General features: G+C 72.2%; 16 protein-coding genes. 10 read left to right on the top strand and 6 right to left on the bottom strand.

All coding sequences use genetic code 11. The features are described 5' to 3' along the window. Positions 1 to 82 precede the first annotated feature (82 nt). Positions 83 to 1,471, bottom strand: coding sequence for a hypothetical protein (locus J0I43_RS09355; protein WP_292862469.1), 1,389 nt, complete (start codon positions 1,469 to 1,471; stop codon positions 83 to 85). 159 nt (positions 1,472 to 1,630) lie between these two features. On the opposite strand from J0I43_RS09355, the gene J0I43_RS09350 reads away from it, so the two are divergent. The 4 genes from J0I43_RS09350 to J0I43_RS09335 all read left to right on the top strand — a co-directional run bounded on the left by J0I43_RS09350 (position 1,631) and on the right by J0I43_RS09335 (position 5,775). Beyond that, positions 1,631 to 2,932, top strand: coding sequence for a histidine kinase (locus J0I43_RS09350; RefSeq protein WP_292862466.1), 1,302 nt, complete (start codon positions 1,631 to 1,633; stop codon positions 2,930 to 2,932). Then, the gene (locus J0I43_RS09345) at positions 2,929 to 3,585 is read left to right on the top strand and encodes a response regulator transcription factor (protein ID WP_292862464.1); all 657 of its coding nucleotides are present in this window, start codon (positions 2,929 to 2,931) and stop codon (positions 3,583 to 3,585) included. The genes J0I43_RS09350 and J0I43_RS09345 overlap by 4 nt, the downstream gene beginning before the upstream one ends. 166 nt (positions 3,586 to 3,751) lie before the next feature. After that, positions 3,752 to 4,636, top strand: coding sequence for an ABC transporter ATP-binding protein (locus J0I43_RS09340; RefSeq protein WP_292862461.1), 885 nt, complete (start codon positions 3,752 to 3,754; stop codon positions 4,634 to 4,636). A 107-nt stretch (positions 4,637 to 4,743) separates the two neighbouring features. Next, positions 4,744 to 5,775, top strand: a complete 1,032-nt coding sequence (locus tag J0I43_RS09335) for an ABC transporter permease (protein ID WP_292863229.1) — start codon at positions 4,744 to 4,746, stop codon at positions 5,773 to 5,775. Here the strand turns inward: J0I43_RS09335 and J0I43_RS09330 are convergent. The 3 genes from J0I43_RS09330 to rraA all read right to left on the bottom strand — a co-directional run bounded on the left by J0I43_RS09330 (position 5,747) and on the right by rraA (position 8,064). Further along, positions 5,747 to 7,057, bottom strand: coding sequence for a cation:proton antiporter (locus tag J0I43_RS09330; protein WP_292862458.1), 1,311 nt, complete (start codon positions 7,055 to 7,057; stop codon positions 5,747 to 5,749). The genes J0I43_RS09335 and J0I43_RS09330 overlap by 29 nt on opposite strands. 93 nt (positions 7,058 to 7,150) lie before the next feature. Beyond that, complete coding sequence (locus tag J0I43_RS09325) at positions 7,151 to 7,582, bottom strand: VOC family protein (RefSeq protein ID WP_292862455.1); 432 nt, start codon at positions 7,580 to 7,582, stop codon at positions 7,151 to 7,153. Between the two features lie 11 nt (positions 7,583 to 7,593). Then, on the bottom strand, positions 7,594 to 8,064 hold the full coding sequence (gene rraA / locus J0I43_RS09320; RefSeq protein ID WP_292862452.1) for a ribonuclease E activity regulator RraA: 471 nt from the start codon (positions 8,062 to 8,064) through the stop codon (positions 7,594 to 7,596). Between the two features lie 209 nt (positions 8,065 to 8,273). Here rraA and J0I43_RS09315 point away from each other — a divergent pair, with 209 nt between their 5' ends. The 6 genes from J0I43_RS09315 (at position 8,274) to moaA (ending at position 13,271) form a co-directional block, all read left to right on the top strand. Further along, complete coding sequence (locus J0I43_RS09315; RefSeq protein ID WP_292862450.1) at positions 8,274 to 8,840, top strand: nitroreductase family protein; 567 nt, start codon at positions 8,274 to 8,276, stop codon at positions 8,838 to 8,840. Between the two features lie 156 nt (positions 8,841 to 8,996). Continuing rightward, the gene (locus J0I43_RS09310) at positions 8,997 to 9,404 is read left to right on the top strand and encodes a molybdopterin-binding protein (RefSeq protein ID WP_292862447.1); all 408 of its coding nucleotides are present in this window, start codon (positions 8,997 to 8,999) and stop codon (positions 9,402 to 9,404) included. Next, positions 9,401 to 10,219 carry a molybdate ABC transporter substrate-binding protein gene (gene modA / locus J0I43_RS09305; RefSeq protein WP_292862444.1) on the top strand — a complete coding sequence of 273 codons (819 nt, stop codon included), beginning with the start codon at positions 9,401 to 9,403 and terminating at the stop codon, positions 10,217 to 10,219. Before J0I43_RS09310 ends, modA begins: the two co-directional genes overlap by 4 nt. 115 nt (positions 10,220 to 10,334) lie before the next feature. Continuing rightward, positions 10,335 to 11,063 carry an ABC transporter permease gene (locus J0I43_RS09300; protein WP_292863226.1) on the top strand — a complete coding sequence of 243 codons (729 nt, stop codon included), beginning with the start codon at positions 10,335 to 10,337 and terminating at the stop codon, positions 11,061 to 11,063. Then, positions 11,060 to 12,136, top strand: coding sequence for a sulfate/molybdate ABC transporter ATP-binding protein (locus tag J0I43_RS09295; protein WP_292862441.1), 1,077 nt, complete (start codon positions 11,060 to 11,062; stop codon positions 12,134 to 12,136). Before J0I43_RS09300 ends, J0I43_RS09295 begins: the two co-directional genes overlap by 4 nt. 106 nt (positions 12,137 to 12,242) lie before the next feature. Beyond that, positions 12,243 to 13,271 carry a GTP 3',8-cyclase MoaA gene (gene moaA, locus J0I43_RS09290; protein ID WP_367267549.1) on the top strand — a complete coding sequence of 343 codons (1,029 nt, stop codon included), beginning with the start codon at positions 12,243 to 12,245 and terminating at the stop codon, positions 13,269 to 13,271. Between the two features lie 158 nt (positions 13,272 to 13,429). On the opposite strand, the gene J0I43_RS09285 is transcribed toward moaA, so the two are convergent. Both J0I43_RS09285 and J0I43_RS09280 read right to left on the bottom strand, forming a co-directional pair. Continuing rightward, the gene (locus tag J0I43_RS09285; RefSeq protein ID WP_292862436.1) at positions 13,430 to 13,840 is read right to left on the bottom strand and encodes a molybdenum cofactor biosynthesis protein MoaE; all 411 of its coding nucleotides are present in this window, start codon (positions 13,838 to 13,840) and stop codon (positions 13,430 to 13,432) included. After that, positions 13,837 to 15,009, bottom strand: a complete 1,173-nt coding sequence (locus J0I43_RS09280; RefSeq protein ID WP_292862433.1) for a ThiF family adenylyltransferase — start codon at positions 15,007 to 15,009, stop codon at positions 13,837 to 13,839. Before J0I43_RS09280 ends, J0I43_RS09285 begins: the two co-directional genes overlap by 4 nt. Positions 15,010 to 15,026 lie beyond the last annotated feature (17 nt).

Genomic DNA, 15,026 nt, shown 5'->3' with positions numbered 1-15,026 from the left:
AATCCCGATCAGGAGTCCTCCCGAATGCGGATGACCTCCCGAATGATGCCGCCGAGGGCCGCGCGGGTGCCGCGCGCCGCGCTCAGCCGCGCGCGATCGCCATGACGGGCGCGGTGACCAGCACGCTGTCGCGCTCGCGCACCGTCTCGCTGCCGGCACGCCACAGCGCGACGACCGCCCACACGAACAGCCCGACGACCATCGCGTTGCGCGCGAGCAGCACGAATGCGGCGAACGGGTGCCCGTCGATGAGGGGCATGTACAGGATCGGGAAGACGAGCGTCGTGAGGAAGCAGGTCGCCGCCATCCACTGCGCGGCGCGCTTCCACGCGGCCGGCGCGACCGCGAGGCCGACGGCCACGATCGGGGCGAGCCACATCATGTACTGCGGCGACCCGACCTTGTTGAAGACGATCAGCGCCGCGGTGAGGGCGAAGCTGCCGCTCAGGACGAGCTTCTGCTCGAGCTGGGGCGTGAGGCGGTTCTGCGAGACCGCGAGGCGCCGCGCGCGCCAGAGCAGCAGCACGATGACGACGAACGAGATCGGCATGAGCCAGCCGACGACCTCGCCCGCGAGGTGCGCCCCGGGCCCGGCGACCTCGCGCGTCGCGAGCACGTAGTTCTGCTGGATCTGCGAGCCGGGGATGCCGAGGACGGTCGCCCACACCCAGGGCGTCGCGACGGGCGCCTCGAGCTGCAGCGAACGGTCGCCCTGGATCGTCGCGAAGCTCAGCAGGTTCGATCCCCCGCCGGCAACCACGACGCTGGCCGCGATGACGGCGGTCACGACGATGCCGCCGAAGATGATCCGCAGACGCGTGGATGCCACGGTCACCGCCGCCGCCGCGATCGCGGCGGGCCACACCTTGATCCAGGTGGCGGCCGCGATCAGGGCGCCCGCGACGGCGGGGCGACGCAGCAGCACGACGAGACCGGCGATCGCGAGCGGAGCCGAGAAGCCCTCCAGGCGCAGCATCGAGACCGGCGCGAGAAGGAGGACGATGGCGAGCCAGTACCACGCCGCGCGGTAGCCGGAGCGGCGACGGAGGTTGCCCGTGAGGGCGAGCACCGCGAGGAGGTTCGCGCCGATCATCAGCACGAACCAGCCGAGCTGGTAGTTGTAGGCGCCGGCCGCGATCGCTCCCATGATGGGTGCGAGTGCACCGGCGGGGTAGACCCACGGCATGTCCATCACGGGCCAGTAGCCGAGCTTCGCCTGCTCCGCCCAGAGACGGTACAGCGGCAGATCGCCCTGCGTCTGGCCGGAGATCATGGTCGGCAGGAGCGCGAGGAAGAACATCGCGTGCACGACGGCGAAGCCGATCATGAGGCCGCGAGGCGTCTGCGCGGCGCGCAGGAAGGGGTCACGCAGAGCCGAGATGCGTTCCTGCCAGGCGCCCGAGCTCCGGCCCTCCGTCGCGTGGACGGGGGTTTCGAGGGGCTCAGGGGCGTGCTGGGGGGCGCTCGTCACTCGCTTGAGTGTAGAGATCACGACTGCGCGGCAGGTGGATGCGACATGTCGATCTCCTGTCAGTTTGCTGAGCGTGATGGTGCCGCGGCCGCCACCGCGTCGCCCGGATCCCCCGCACGGGGGAGGCTGTGGCATCCGATTCCCCCGTAGTTTTGAAGGATGAGCGAGCCGACCCTCGTGCCTCCATCGACCGCGGCACAGCGCCTCACCGCGGCGCAGCGCCGGCAGGACGCGTGGCTCGCCGCCGGTCTGCTCGTCGCCGCCGTGCTCAGCGCGTGGCTCGGAAGCACGGCGAGCGTCTACGGCACGGAGTCCGCACCGTTCTCGTGGGCGCTCCTGTACGCGGTCGCGCTGACAGTGCCGATCGCGTTCCGACGGCGGATGCCGATCGCCGTCCTCGTCGTCATCGCGGTGGCGTTCTTCGCGGGGGTGTCGCTGCGGATCCCCGAGGTCTATGTCGGCAACGTCACCCTCTTCATCGCGATGTACACGGTCGGCGCGTGGGTCGAGGATCGGCGCCGGGCGACCCTGGCGCGCGTGCTCGTGATCGTCGGCATGTTCGTGTGGCTCACGGTCGTCACGTTCCAGGCGTCCGCCGGCGAGGACGGCAATCTGTCGCGGGCGGGGCTCTTCTCGCCCTTCGCGGCGTACATGGTGCTGCAGTTCCTCGTGAACGCCGCCTTCTTCGGCGGGGCGTACCTGTTCGGCGAGCGCGCGTGGATGCAGGCGCGCTCGCGGGCGGCGCTCGAGGCGCGCACCGTCGAACTCGAACGCGAGCGCGAGCTCACGGCCGCCCAGGCCGTCGCGCTCGATCGCGTGCGCATCGCGCGCGAGCTGCACGACGTCGTCGCGCATCACGTGTCGGCGATGGGCGTGCAGGCGGGGGCGACACGCGTCGTGCTGGACCGCGACCCCGCCGCCGCGCGGGCGGGGCTCGAGGCGGTCGAGCAGTCCGCCCGGGACGCCCTCGTCGAGCTGCGACAGCTGCTGGACACGCTCCGCACGCCGGATGCCGAGACGCCGGGTGATTCGACGGTGCACCTGAGCGCCCTGCCCGAACTCGTCGCGCACGCGGGCGCCAACGGCCTGCCGACGACGCTGACGATCGTCGGCGAGGCCCGCCCCCTCCCCGAGCTCGTCGAGGTCAACGTGTACCGCGTCGCGCAGGAGGCGTTGACGAACGCCCGTCGGCACGGCGGCTCCGGCGCGACCGCCGACGTGCGCGTCCGGTACGGCGCCGACGGTGTCGAGCTGGAGGTCACGAACGTCGGCCGCACCGCGGTGGCGACGCGCCCCGGCCTCGGTCTCGTCGGCATGCGCGAGCGGGCGGCGGCCTCCGGCGGGACCCTCGACGCCGGCCCGCGCCCGCGCGGCGGCTTCCGGGTGCGGCTGCACGTTCCGAGCACGGTGGTGGATGCCGCGGCGGACGCGCCGAGCCGGACCGGAGCGGAGCGGGTATGAGCGACGCGATCCGCGTCCTCCTCGTGGACGACCACGCCGTCATGCGCGCCGGGTTCCGGATGATCCTGGAGGCGCAGCCCGACATCACCGTCGTCGGCGAGGCGGCGACGGGCGTGCAGGCGCTGACGGCGGCATCCGACTGCCGACCCGACGTCATCTGCATGGACGTGCAGATGCCCGACATGGACGGCCTGGACGCGACACGGCGGATCGTCGCCGACCCCGCGCTGCGCGCGGCCGTCGTCGTGGTGACGACCTTCGACCGTGACGACTACCTCTTCCAGGCGCTCGACGCGGGCGCGAGCGGCTTCCTGCTGAAGAACGCCGGGCCCGAGCAGCTCGTCGAGGCGGTGCGAGTCGCGGCGGCCGGCGACGCGCTGCTCGCCCCCGCGGTGACGCGACGCGTGATCGAGCGGTTCGCGGCGTCCCCCGGCGCGAACTCCCGCACGACGGCGGCGCTCGAGACGCTCACCGAGCGCGAGCACGACGTCCTGCGCCTGCTCGCCGATGCCCGCAGCAACGCCGAGATCGCCGCGGAGCTCTACATCGGCGAGGCGACCGTGAAGACGCACGTGTCGAACGTGCTGCAGAAGCTCGGCGTCCGCGACCGCGTGGCCGCCGTCGTCTACGCCCACCGCCACGGGCTCGCCTGAGCGCGTCGGCCGCGTCGGCCGCGTCGAGTGTCCAAGACACGCGGATCATGAGAGCTCGGATTCCGCGTGTCCTGGACACTCGGCGGAGCTCTCCACCGCAACGGGGAGAGCGGAATCCGCCGCGCGGGGGAGGTGCGCGGCATCCGGCGCCCCTAGCGTCGGAAGCATGCTGGAACTGAACGGGATCACCAAGAGCTACGGCACGCACCGCGTGCTCGACGACGTGTCGTTCACGGTCGTCCCCGGCCGCATGACGGGCTTCGTCGGCGGCAACGGGGCGGGCAAGACGACGACGATGCGGATCATCCTCGGCGTTCTCGCCAAGGACGGCGGCGCGGTCACCCTGGGGGGCGCACCGGTGACACCCGCCGATCGGCGCCTCTTCGGCTACATGCCGGAAGAGCGTGGTCTCTATCCGAAGATGAAGGTGCTCGAGCACATCGTCTACCTCGCGCGACTGCACGGCTTCGGGACGGCGGATGCCACGGACCGCGCCCGCGCGCTGCTCGAGCAGCTCGGCCTCGGGGAGCGCCTCGGCGACAACGTCGAGACGCTGTCGCTCGGCAACCAGCAGCGGGCGCAGATCGCCGCGGCACTCGTGCACGAACCCCAGGTGCTGATCCTCGACGAGCCGTTCTCGGGCCTCGACCCGCTCGCCGTCGACGTCGTGGCGGGGGTCCTCGCCGAACGCGCCGCACAGGGCGTGGCCGTCCTCTTCTCCTCGCACCAGCTCGATGTCGTCGAGCGGCTGTGCGACGAGCTCGTGATCATCGCCGACGGCCGCATCCGCGCCGCGGGAACGCGCGAGGCGCTGCGCGCCGAGCACGCGCAGCGCCGATTCGAACTCGTCTCGGATGCCGACCTCGGATGGCTGCGCGACGAGCCGGGCGTCGCCGTCCTCGACTTCGACGGCGGCTACGCGCAGTTCGGCACCGATACCGACGAGACGGCGCAGCGCGTGCTGCAGCGCGCCCTCGCCGCCGGGGCCGTACGCGGCTTCACCCCCCAGCATCCCTCGCTCGCCGAGATCTTCAAGGAGGTCATCCAGTGACCACGACCACCCCTGCCGCCGGCACCGCCGCGGCCGCCCCCGCAACCCCTCCCGCCCCCGCCGCCCCGAGCTTCGCGCAGAGCGCGTGGCTCGTCGCCGAGCGCGAGATCGCGTCGAAGCTGCGCAGCAAGGCCTTCATCATCTCGTTCGCGATCCTGTTCATCGGCGCGCTCGCGCTCGTCGTGTGGGCGGGGTTCCAGGCGAAGACCGTCTCGACGACGTCGGTCGCGGTCACCGCCGACGCGCAGCAGTACGTCAGCGGCATCCCGAACCTGGAGGTGACGGATGTCGCGGACCGCGCCGCCGCCGACGCGCTCGTCGAGTCGGGCGACGTCACCGCCGCGATCGTCGCCGACTCCGCCTCGCCGACGGGCTTCGCGCTCATCGCCGACGACAGCGCGCCGACGTCGCTCCTCATGACGTTCGCGCACGTGCCGACGGTCGAGCTGCTGAACCCGTCCACGACGGATCCGGGGCTCCGCTACATCGTCGCGATCGGCCTGGGGATCGTCTTCCTGCTCTCGGCACAGCTGTTCGGGTCGACGATCGCGCAGAGCGTCGTGGAGGAGAAGCAGACCCGCGTCGTGGAGCTGCTGATCTCGGCGATCCCGGTGCGGGCGCTCCTGGCGGGCAAGGTGCTCGGCAACACGATCCTCGCGATGGGGCAGATCCTCGTACTCGCCGCGATCGCCGTCGTCGGGCTCACCGTCACGGGGCAGAGCGAGGTGCTGCAGGTGATCGGCGCGCCGCTCGCGTGGTTCGCGGTGTTCTTCCTGCTGGGGTTCATCCTGCTCGCGGCGCTGTTCGCCGCGGCCGCCGCGATGGTCTCGCGCATGGAGGACGTCGGCTCGACGACCGCACCCCTCATCTACCTGATCATGATCCCGTACTTCCTCGTCATCTTCTTCAACGACAACCCGCTCGTCCTCGGCATCATGTCGTACGTGCCGTTCTCGGCCCCCGTGGGGATGCCGATGCGGTTGTTCACCGGCGAGGCGCAGTGGTGGGAGCCCCTGCTGTCCCTCGGCATCCTCGCCGCGACGTGCGTGGGCGCGATCTGGGTCGGCGCGAAGATCTACGAGAACTCGCTGCTGCGCATGGGCGCGCGCGTCAAGCTGACGGAGGCGCTGCGGGGCTGAGGCCCCGGTCCGTCATCGCGCCGCGGTTCACGATCCGCGGCGCGATGACGCCGTGCATGAGGATGCTGCCGACGACCGTGAAGACCATGACCGCGAGGACGTCGTAGGCCTCGGCATCCGGCAGCTTGTTGAACGCCAGCAGACCGAACACGATCGTCGCCGTGCCGCGCGGCCCGATGAAGCCGATCATGGTGCGCTCACGCCAGGACACCGGCGACCGGAGCATCGCGAGGTACACCGGCACGACGCGGAACACCGTCAGCGCGAGCGCGGCGACGAGGAGCATCCTCAGATCGAACCCGTCCAGGATGACGACGACCGTCATCGCGCCCAGCACGAACCAGACGAGGCTCGCGGCGAGGGTACCCGCCTCTTCGACGAGCAGCACCTCGGTGTGCGGGATGGCGTGCTCGGTCGTGCCGCGCGTGCGCATGAGGCGGTACAAGATACCGGCGACGAACGCCGCGACGAATCCGTTGGCCGCGACGGCCGAGATCGTCGCCGTGCCGAACGCGAGCAGCGGCACGATCAGCATGACGTAGCGGATGCCGCCCGCCGCCGCCCACCCGCGGCTGTGCGCGAGGCGGGCGAGCAAACCGAACAGGCCGCCGAAGACGACGCCGATGACGACCGCGAGGAGGGTCGCCGGCACGGCGCCGAAGAACGCCGCGATGAACTCGGCGAGGTGCTCTTCGAGCTGCGCCTCCGTGGCGGCGTCGATGGTGTCGGCGTCGGCGGCGGCGAGGAGCGTCGGAAGGACCACCGCGGCGGCGAGCGCCATCGCGAACACGGGTGAGACGAGGCCGTCGTTGTACCCGCTCTCGACGTTGAGGATCTGTCGCACGCGCGGCGGGATCCGCGGTGAACGCAGAAGGGTCGCGGCGGGCGCGAAGTCGGTGGGCATGACGACGCAGGCGATGACGAGCAGCACGAAGACGTTGAGGTGCGGCAGCATCCAGATGCCGCTGATCACCACCGCGAGCAGCGACAGCGGGAGCGCGATGAGCACGAGCCGGGCGGTCGCCCGACCTTGACCGCCGAAGACTCCGCCCCGCACTTCGCACGCGTCGACGAACAGGAGCACCGCGAGGATCAGCTCGACGACGTGCTCCGCGGCCTCGCCCGCGACGGCGGCGGCGAACCCGTTCACATCGATGAAGACGAGCGCGGCGCCGGCGAGGGTGAGTGCCGCGGGCCCCGCGACGCCGTAGCGCGCGAACCGGTGCTCGACGAGCGACCACAGCGCGATCGCGAGGAAGGCGCAGAGGAAGATGAGCGGCATCCGACCTCCCAGACAGCTCCCCTGCGGCCGTGCGGCCGGGGCGGCAGGCGCCGCCCGTCCACACTGTAGCGGGTGCCGGCGTCAGCCCTAGCGTCAGTCCTCGGAGGCTCCGGACTCGGCACCGGCGTCCGCTCGGGCGTCGCTCGCGGCATCCGCGATGACCGACAGGACGTTGCCCGCGGGGTCGCGGAACCACGCGATGTCGGGCCCGCGCCCGCGCGAGATCCCGCGCCGATCGGTGCCGTAGTCGGGGTCGTCGTAGATCTTCGTGACGATGCCCGCCGCGTTCAGCTCGTCGACCGCGACGTCGATGTCGGCGACGCCGAAGTTCAGGATCGTGAAGGAGGCCGGGGTGTGGTCGCCCTTCGGATAGGCGATCGCGTGCCCGCCCCCGGGGAGGGAGATCTCGAGGATCCCCATCTCGTTCACGCGGACGTCGAGGCCGAGGCTCCCGCCGTAGAACCGCTCCGCGGCGGCGATGTCGTCGACGGAGAAGCCGGAGAATGCGTTGTCGATCGTCACCATGATCACTCCTGTCATCGCTCGACGAGGATGCCGTCGGCGTCGGCCCACACGTGCACGCCGGGGCGGAAGACGACGCCGCCGATCTCGACGGGCACGTCCACTTCGCCGATCCCCGCTTTCGCGCTCTTGCGCGGGTTCGACCCGAGGGCCTTCAGCCCCAGGGGCAGTCTGCCGATCGCCTCGCGGTCACGGATCGCACCGTGCACGATGATCCCCGCCCAGCCGTGCTCGACGGCGGATGCCGCGATCAGATCCCCCACCAGGGCCGACTCGAGCGAGCCGCCGCCGTCCACGACGAGCACGGCGCCGTCGCCGGGCGTCGCGAGCGTCGCCTTGACGAGCGCGTTGTCGCGGTGGCAGCGGATCGTCCGGACGGGCCCGTGGAACGCGACGCGACCGCCGATGTCGTGCAGCTGCAGCGCGAGCGAGTCGAGCGCGTCTCCGCGCTCGTCGTACAGGTCGGCGGTCGCGATGGTGGTCATGGATGCCACGCTACGCCGACGGCGGCCACGCCGCCGGGGGTCGCGCCGCGAAGTCTGCGGATTCTTCCGCCGCCGTGGATTCCGTGGAATACCGGCGGGGTGCATACCGTTGCATGCACCGGGTTCTCCGAACCCGTCTCGAAGTTCCGGGCCGACGACGTCCCTCCCTGTTCACACACCCAGGCCCGTTCACACACCCAGGAGGCACCATGAGCGCCGCTGTCACCGAAGCCCCCATCCTCGACGTGCTCGCCGAGCGCTGGAGCACCCGCGTCTTCGACGCCGAGACCCCGATCGACGAGGCCGCTCTCGCGAGCGCGCTGGAAGCCGCCCGGTGGGCGCCGTCGGCCAACAACTCGCAGCCCTGGCGCTTCGTCGTCGCGCGTCGCGGCACGCCCGAGCACGCGCAGATCGTCGCCGCGCTCATGGGCTTCAACCAGTCCTGGGCCGCGGATGCCGCGGCGCTCGTCGTGTTCGCCGCCTCGGCATCCCTCGACGGCAAGCCGCTGCCGTGGGCCGCGTACGACACGGGCCAGGCCGCGGCGCACTTCACGGTGCAGGCCCACGCCTCGGGCCTCTACACGCACCAGATGGGCGGGTTCCACCGCGACCAGATCGCCGAGGCCTTCGGCTTCGGCGAGGACATCGCCGCCGTCACGGTCATGGCCGTCGGCACGCTCGGCGACGTCCAGGCCGCCCCGGACGCCCTGCGTGAGCGCGAGCTCGCCCCGCGCACACGACGCCCGATCGCGGACTCGCTCGTCGTCAACGCCTGAGCCGCGCACACCGCGCACACCGCGTGCAGAGGTGGCGCGTACGCCGAGATCCCTGACGGGTTCCCCGGCGTTCGCGCCACCTTTTTCGTGCCCGTGCGCACGCCGGAGCGGCAGCCCCATTTGTCGTTCCGCAGATGCGGAACTATCGTCCCTCTCATGACGCATTTCAGGATCAGTGAGGCGTCCTCCCTGATCGGCGTGAGCGACGACACCGTCCGCCGATGGGGCGCGGACGGCACCCTCGACATCTCGCACGACGGCGCGGGGCGCCAGGTCGTCGACGGCGCACAGCTCGCGCGCCTCGCGCAGAGTCTCGCCGCAGACGTCGCCGACGTGGGCGGCGTGCGCCGGAGCGCGCGCAACCGTTTCACCGGGCTCGTCACGAAGGTCGAGATCGACGGCCTGATGGCGCAGGTCGAACTGCAGTGCGGTCCGCACCGCGTCGTCACCCTCATGTCTTCCGAAGCCGCGCGCGAGATGCAGCTGGAGATCGGATCCAAGGCCGTCGCCGTCGTGAAGGCGACGATGGTCATCCTCGAGACCGAGAAGGACACCCCCGTATGATCACGCTCCGCCGCCACGCCCTCGCCGCACTGACCGTCGCCGCCGCCCTCGCTCTGGCGGGGTGCGCCTCTGGAGGCGCGTCGACCGATGCCGCCTCCAGCGCCGCGCCCACGCCGACGGCGAGCGCCGGGCCCGAGCTGACGGGGGAGCTCACGATCTTCGCCGCGGCATCCCTCTCCGGCGCGTTCGACGAGCTCGCGACGCAGTTCGAGCAGCTCCACCCGGGTCTGGATGTCGCGCCGATCAGCTACGACGGCTCGTCGGTGCTCGCGACGCAGCTCCTCGGCGGCGCGACCGTCGACGTCTTCGCGTCGGCCGACGAGAAGAACATGGCGAAGGTGACGGACGCCGCCCTCGCGGCGGCGGCCGCGCCGTTCGCCACGAACACCCTCGAGATCGCGGTCGCCCCCGGCAACCCGAAGAAGATCTCGTCGCTCCAGGACCTCGCCGCTCCGGGCCTCACAGTCGTCGTGTGCGCCGCCGAGGTGCCGTGCGGCTCGGCCGCGCAGAAGCTGCTCACCGCCGCGGGCGTCGCCCTGACGCCCGCGAGCGAGGAGCAGAACGTCACTGCGGTCCTCACGAAGGTGAAGTCCGGCGAGGCCGACGCGGGCCTCGTCTACCGCACGGACGTGACCGCCGCGGGCGACGCCGTCTCGGGCGTCGAGATCGACGGGGCGGATGCCGCGACGAACGTCTACCCGATCGCCGCGCTCACGGCGGCCCCGAACCCCGAGGCGGCGCGCGCGTTCGTCGCGTTCGTCCTCTCCGCGGACGGCCAGAAGGTACTGAAGAGCTTCGGCTTCGGAGCGCCGTGACCGCGGCGGGAGCACCGTGACCCCCGCGGGGGCGCCGCGGGCCTCCGCGGGGGCGCGTCGGCGCCCGCCCGCGTGGCTGATCGTGCCTGCCGGCATCGCGACGCTCCTGCTCGCGATGCCGTTCGTGGCCCTCCTCGTGCGCCTCGATTGGGCGGGCGTGCCGGCGGCGATCGCCGCGCCGGCCGCCCTGCAGGCCCTCGCCCTGTCGCTCACGACGGCATCCCTCGCGACCGTCATCTGCCTCGTGCTGGGTGTCCCGCTTGCGCTCGTCATCGCGAGGAGCACGGGACCCCTCGCGGCAGCGCTCCGCACGCTCACCGCGCTGCCGCTCGTGCTGCCGCCGCTCGTCGGCGGGATCGCGCTGCTGTCGCTGTTCGGCCGTGCGGGCCTGCTCGGCGGAGCCCTCGCCCTCGTCGGCGTGCGCATCCCGTTCACGACCGTCGCGGTCGTCATCGCGCAGACGTTCGTCGCGCTGCCGTTCCTCGTGATCTCGGTAGAGGGCGCCCTGCGCACGAACGGCACGGCGCACGAGGCGGTCGCGGCATCCCTCGGAGCGAGGCGCTTCACGGTGTTCCGGAGGGTGACCCTGCCGCTCGTCGCACCGGGACTCGTCGCCGGCACGGTGCTCTGCTTCGCGCGGGCGCTCGGCGAGTTCGGCGCGACGGCCCTGTTCGCCGGCAACGCGCCGGGGGTCACGCGCACGATGCCCCTCGCGATCTACACCGCCTTCAACGGCGCGGGCGTCGGCGAAGACACCGCGATCGCGCTCTCGCTGCTGCTCATCGCCGTCGCGGTGGCCGTTCTCGTGCTGATGCGCGGGTGGAAGGCCGACGCGATCCGATGACTCTCTCCGCCGAGATCCGCTGCCGCACGGGAGGCTTCACGCTCGACGTGGCGCTGCGCGCCGAGCCGGGGGAGGTCGTCGCGGTGCTCGGGCCGAACGGGTCGGGCAAGTCGACCCTGCTCGGCGCCATCGCGGGTCATCGCCCGGACGCCGAGGGGACGGTCACGCTGGGTGAGCGTGCGCTCGGCGCCCGCGTGCCCGCCGAGGAGCGTCGGATCGGGATGCTCGGCCAGCGCGCCCTGCTGTTCCCCCATCTCACAGCCCTCGAGAACGTCGCCTTCGGCCCTCGCGCCCAGGCCGTGCGGCGAGACACGGCGCGAGAACGGGCGCGGGAGCATCTCGCCGCAGTCGGGCTCGAGGAGCTCGCCGCCCGGCGACCGCATCAGCTCTCCGGCGGGCAGCAGCAGCGGGTCGCGATCGCGCGCGCCCTGGCCGCCGCCCCCGACGCGCTGCTGCTCGACGAGCCGTTCGCGGCCCTCGACGCGCTCACCGCGACTCAGGTGCGCCGCATCGTCGCGGAGCTGCGCGATCGCGTCGCGATCCCGATCGTCCTCGTGACGCACGACGCGATGGATGCCGTGGTGCTCGCCGCCCGCACGATCGTGCTGCGCGAGGGCCGGGTGGAGCAGGAGGGCGCGACCGCCGAGGTGCTCGGCCACCCGCGTTCGCCCTTCGTCGCCGCCGTCGCGGGTGTGAACCTCCTGCGCGGCACGGGCACGGCCGACGGCGCTGTCCGGGTGCCGGCGCTCTCGGGACCGGACCTGCGCTTCCGCGGGCACGGCACGGCTCCCGCGGAGGGCGCGCCCGGTTCGGTCGCCTTCGCCCCCGCAGCCGTACGGCTGCGCCCCCTCGCTACAGGTGCGGAAGGCCTCGGGAACGCCGACAACGCGTGGGCGGGCACGATCGACCTCATGGAGCCGGTGCCCGGCGGCATCCGCCTCACCTGCCGGGAAGCCCCGGACATCGCGGTGGTCTGCCCATCGTCCACCGCCGCGGCGCTCGGGGTCGCCACGGGAGCGCGCCTCGTCTTCCACGTCGACGAGGGCGAGGTCTCCACGCGATCCTCGGAGTGAGCAGTGCTACTGTTGCCAGCCAAACGGGGGGCGGGCGATGACGATCACAGCGACGGCGCCGCGCACGGCTCGAGCCGCGCACGCGCAGCGGCTCCCCTCGACGGGCATGCTCGCGGACCGATTCCGCCGGCCCCTGCGCGATCTCCGCATCTCCCTCACCGATCGGTGCAACTTCCGCTGCGTGTACTGCATGCCGCGCGCGGTGTTCGGAAGCGACTACGCATTCCTCGACCGCGATGAACTGCTGTCGTTCGACGAGATCGAGCGGATCGCCCGGGTCGCTGCGGGCCACGGAGTGCGGAAGCTGCGTCTGACGGGCGGTGAACCGCTGCTGCGACGCGGCGTCGAAGACCTCATCGGCCGACTCGCGGCGCTCCGCACCCCCGACGGAGATCGCCTCGAGATCGCGCTCACGACGAACGGGTCGGCGCTCGCGGTCAAGGCACAGGCGCTGAAGGATGCCGGGCTCGACCGTCTGACGGTGTCGATCGACTCGCTCGACGACGAGCTGTTCCAGCGGATGAACGACGTCCGCTTCCCCGTGTCACGCGTCCTCGACGGGATCGGCGCGGCCCACGCCGCGGGCATCGGGCCGATCAAGCTCAACATGGTCGTCAAGCGCGGCCTGAACGACGGCGAGATCGAGGCGATGGCGGCACGCTTCAAGGGCACGCCCTACACCCTGCGCTTCATCGAATACATGGACGTCGGCACATCGAACGGCTGGGAGCTCGACGAGGTCGTCTCCGCCGCCGAGATCGTCGCCCGCATCGCGGCGCTGTTCCCCCTCGAGGAGATCCCCGCCGCGGTCCCGGGCGAGACCGCCCGCCGCTGGCGCTACCTCGACGGCGGCGGAGAGATCGGCGTCATCTCCTCGGTCACGAACACCTTCTGCGGCACGTGCAACCGCGCACGGATCTCGACGGAGGGAAAGCTCTTCACGTGCCTGTTCGCGACGGAGGGGCACGATCTGCGGGCGCTTCTGCGCGGCGGGGCGAGCGATGACGAGCTCGCGGCGGCAATGGCATCCATCTGGGGCGCACGGGATGACCGCTACTCCGAAGAGCGCGCGAGTCTCACGCCGGAGCTGCGCGCCGCCCGCCCGCGCATCGAGATGAGCTACATCGGCGGCTGACACCCGCGGCTCCGGGGCGGGCTTCGGTGATCGAGTGCCGGCGCGCAGCGCGGCTCCGGGGAGCCCTTCGGTGATCGAGTGCCGGCGCGCAGCGCGGCTCCGGGGAGCCCTTCGGTGATCGAGTGCCGGCGCGCAGCGCCGGTGTATCGAGATCACGCTCAGAGGCCGATCCACTCCGAGACGCCGTCGTCGTAGTGCTGACGCTTCCAGATCGGCACGCCGCGCTTGATCTCCTCGACGAGCAGCTCGCACGCGGCGAACGCCTCGGCGCGGTGGCCCGCCGATGCCGCGGCGTACAGTGCGACATCGCCGATGCGGAGGTCGCCCACGCGGTGCACGGCGGCGACGAGGCATCCGGTCTGCGCGTTCACGCGGGCGACGATGTCGGCCAGGAATCGCTCGGCATCGGGGTGCGCGCGGTAGTCGAGCGCACGCACGGAGCGTCCGCCGTCGTGATCGCGGACGACACCGCAGAAGAGGACGACCGCGCCGTCGGCATCCGACCCCACCGCGTCGCGGACGGCCGCCTCGTCGATCGGGCCCTCGACGACGTGCGCGTACAGGGTCATGGCCGGGCTCCCTCGACAGCGGCGACCTCGAATGCGCCGGTCTCGACCGTTCCGCCGAGGTCCGCGTACGCACGGATGCCGCCGGCGAGATACGCGGCCTCGAACCCGCGCCCCTTCAGCACACGTGCGGCGCGCTGCGAGCGCGGACCCTGCGCGCAGTAGACGATCAGCGCCGCTCCCGGCGCCGGGCTCGCCCCCGCCTCGAGAGCGGGCAGGGGCAGCAGCTCGCCGCCGGGGATGCGCTGGAGCTCCGCTTCATCCGGCCCGCGCACATCGAGGAGGCGCACCGGCTCGCCGGCCCGGATGCGGCGGAGCAGCTCGGCCGCGGACACGGCCGCGTCGTCACGATCCGAGCCGTCCGTATCGCGGCGAGCCTCGGCATCCGTGAGCGTCGTGACGGGTGCGCGCGTCTCGTCGGCGGCGTACGCGATCTCGCGCGTCCGCGCCGTGAGGGCGTCGTAGAAGAGCACGCGGCCGATCAGCGGCTCGCCGATCCCGGTGATGAGCTTGATCGCCTCCGTCGCGAGGAAGGAGCCGACGGCGGTGCACAGGCTCGGCAGCACGCCGCCGATCTCGCATGAGAGCACCTCGCCCTCGGCGAGCTCGTCCGGCGGGGCGGCGAAGAGGTCGCGGTAGCCGGGCCCGTGGCCGGGCCCGGAGACGCCGACCTGACCCTGGAAGCGCAGGATCGAGCCCCAGACGAGCGGGACGCCGGCGAGTTGGGCCGCATCGGCGGCGAGGTACCGGGTCGCGAAGTTGTCGCTGCCGTCGATGAGGAGGTCGTAGGACGCCAGGATGCCGGGCAGGGTGGCGCTCGTCGCGCGCACCCGGTGGACCTCGACCACGATGTCGGGGTCGATCGCGCGGAGGGTGTCCCGGAGCGAGTCGACCTTCGGGCGGCCGATGTCGGCGACGCCGTGGCTGAGCTGCCGGTGAAGGTTCGAGAGCTCGACGGCGTCGTCGTCGATGATGCCGATCGCACCGACGCCGGCACCGACGAGGGCCGGAGCCACGGCGCTCCCGAGCCCGCCCGCCCCGATCACGAGGACGCGCGCCGCACGGAGGCGGCGCTGCGCGAGCTCACCGAAGCCGGGCAGCGCCAGCTGGCGGCCGTACCGGGCGATGTGCTCGGGTCCCAGCGCCGGGCCCGGCTCGACGAGCGGGTTCATGGCTCACAGAATACGAT

This window comes from Microbacterium sp. (assembly GCF_017305435.1).
Taxonomy (GTDB): domain Bacteria; phylum Actinomycetota; class Actinomycetes; order Actinomycetales; family Microbacteriaceae; genus Microbacterium.
This window is presented reverse-complemented; position numbering and strand designations above follow the sequence as displayed.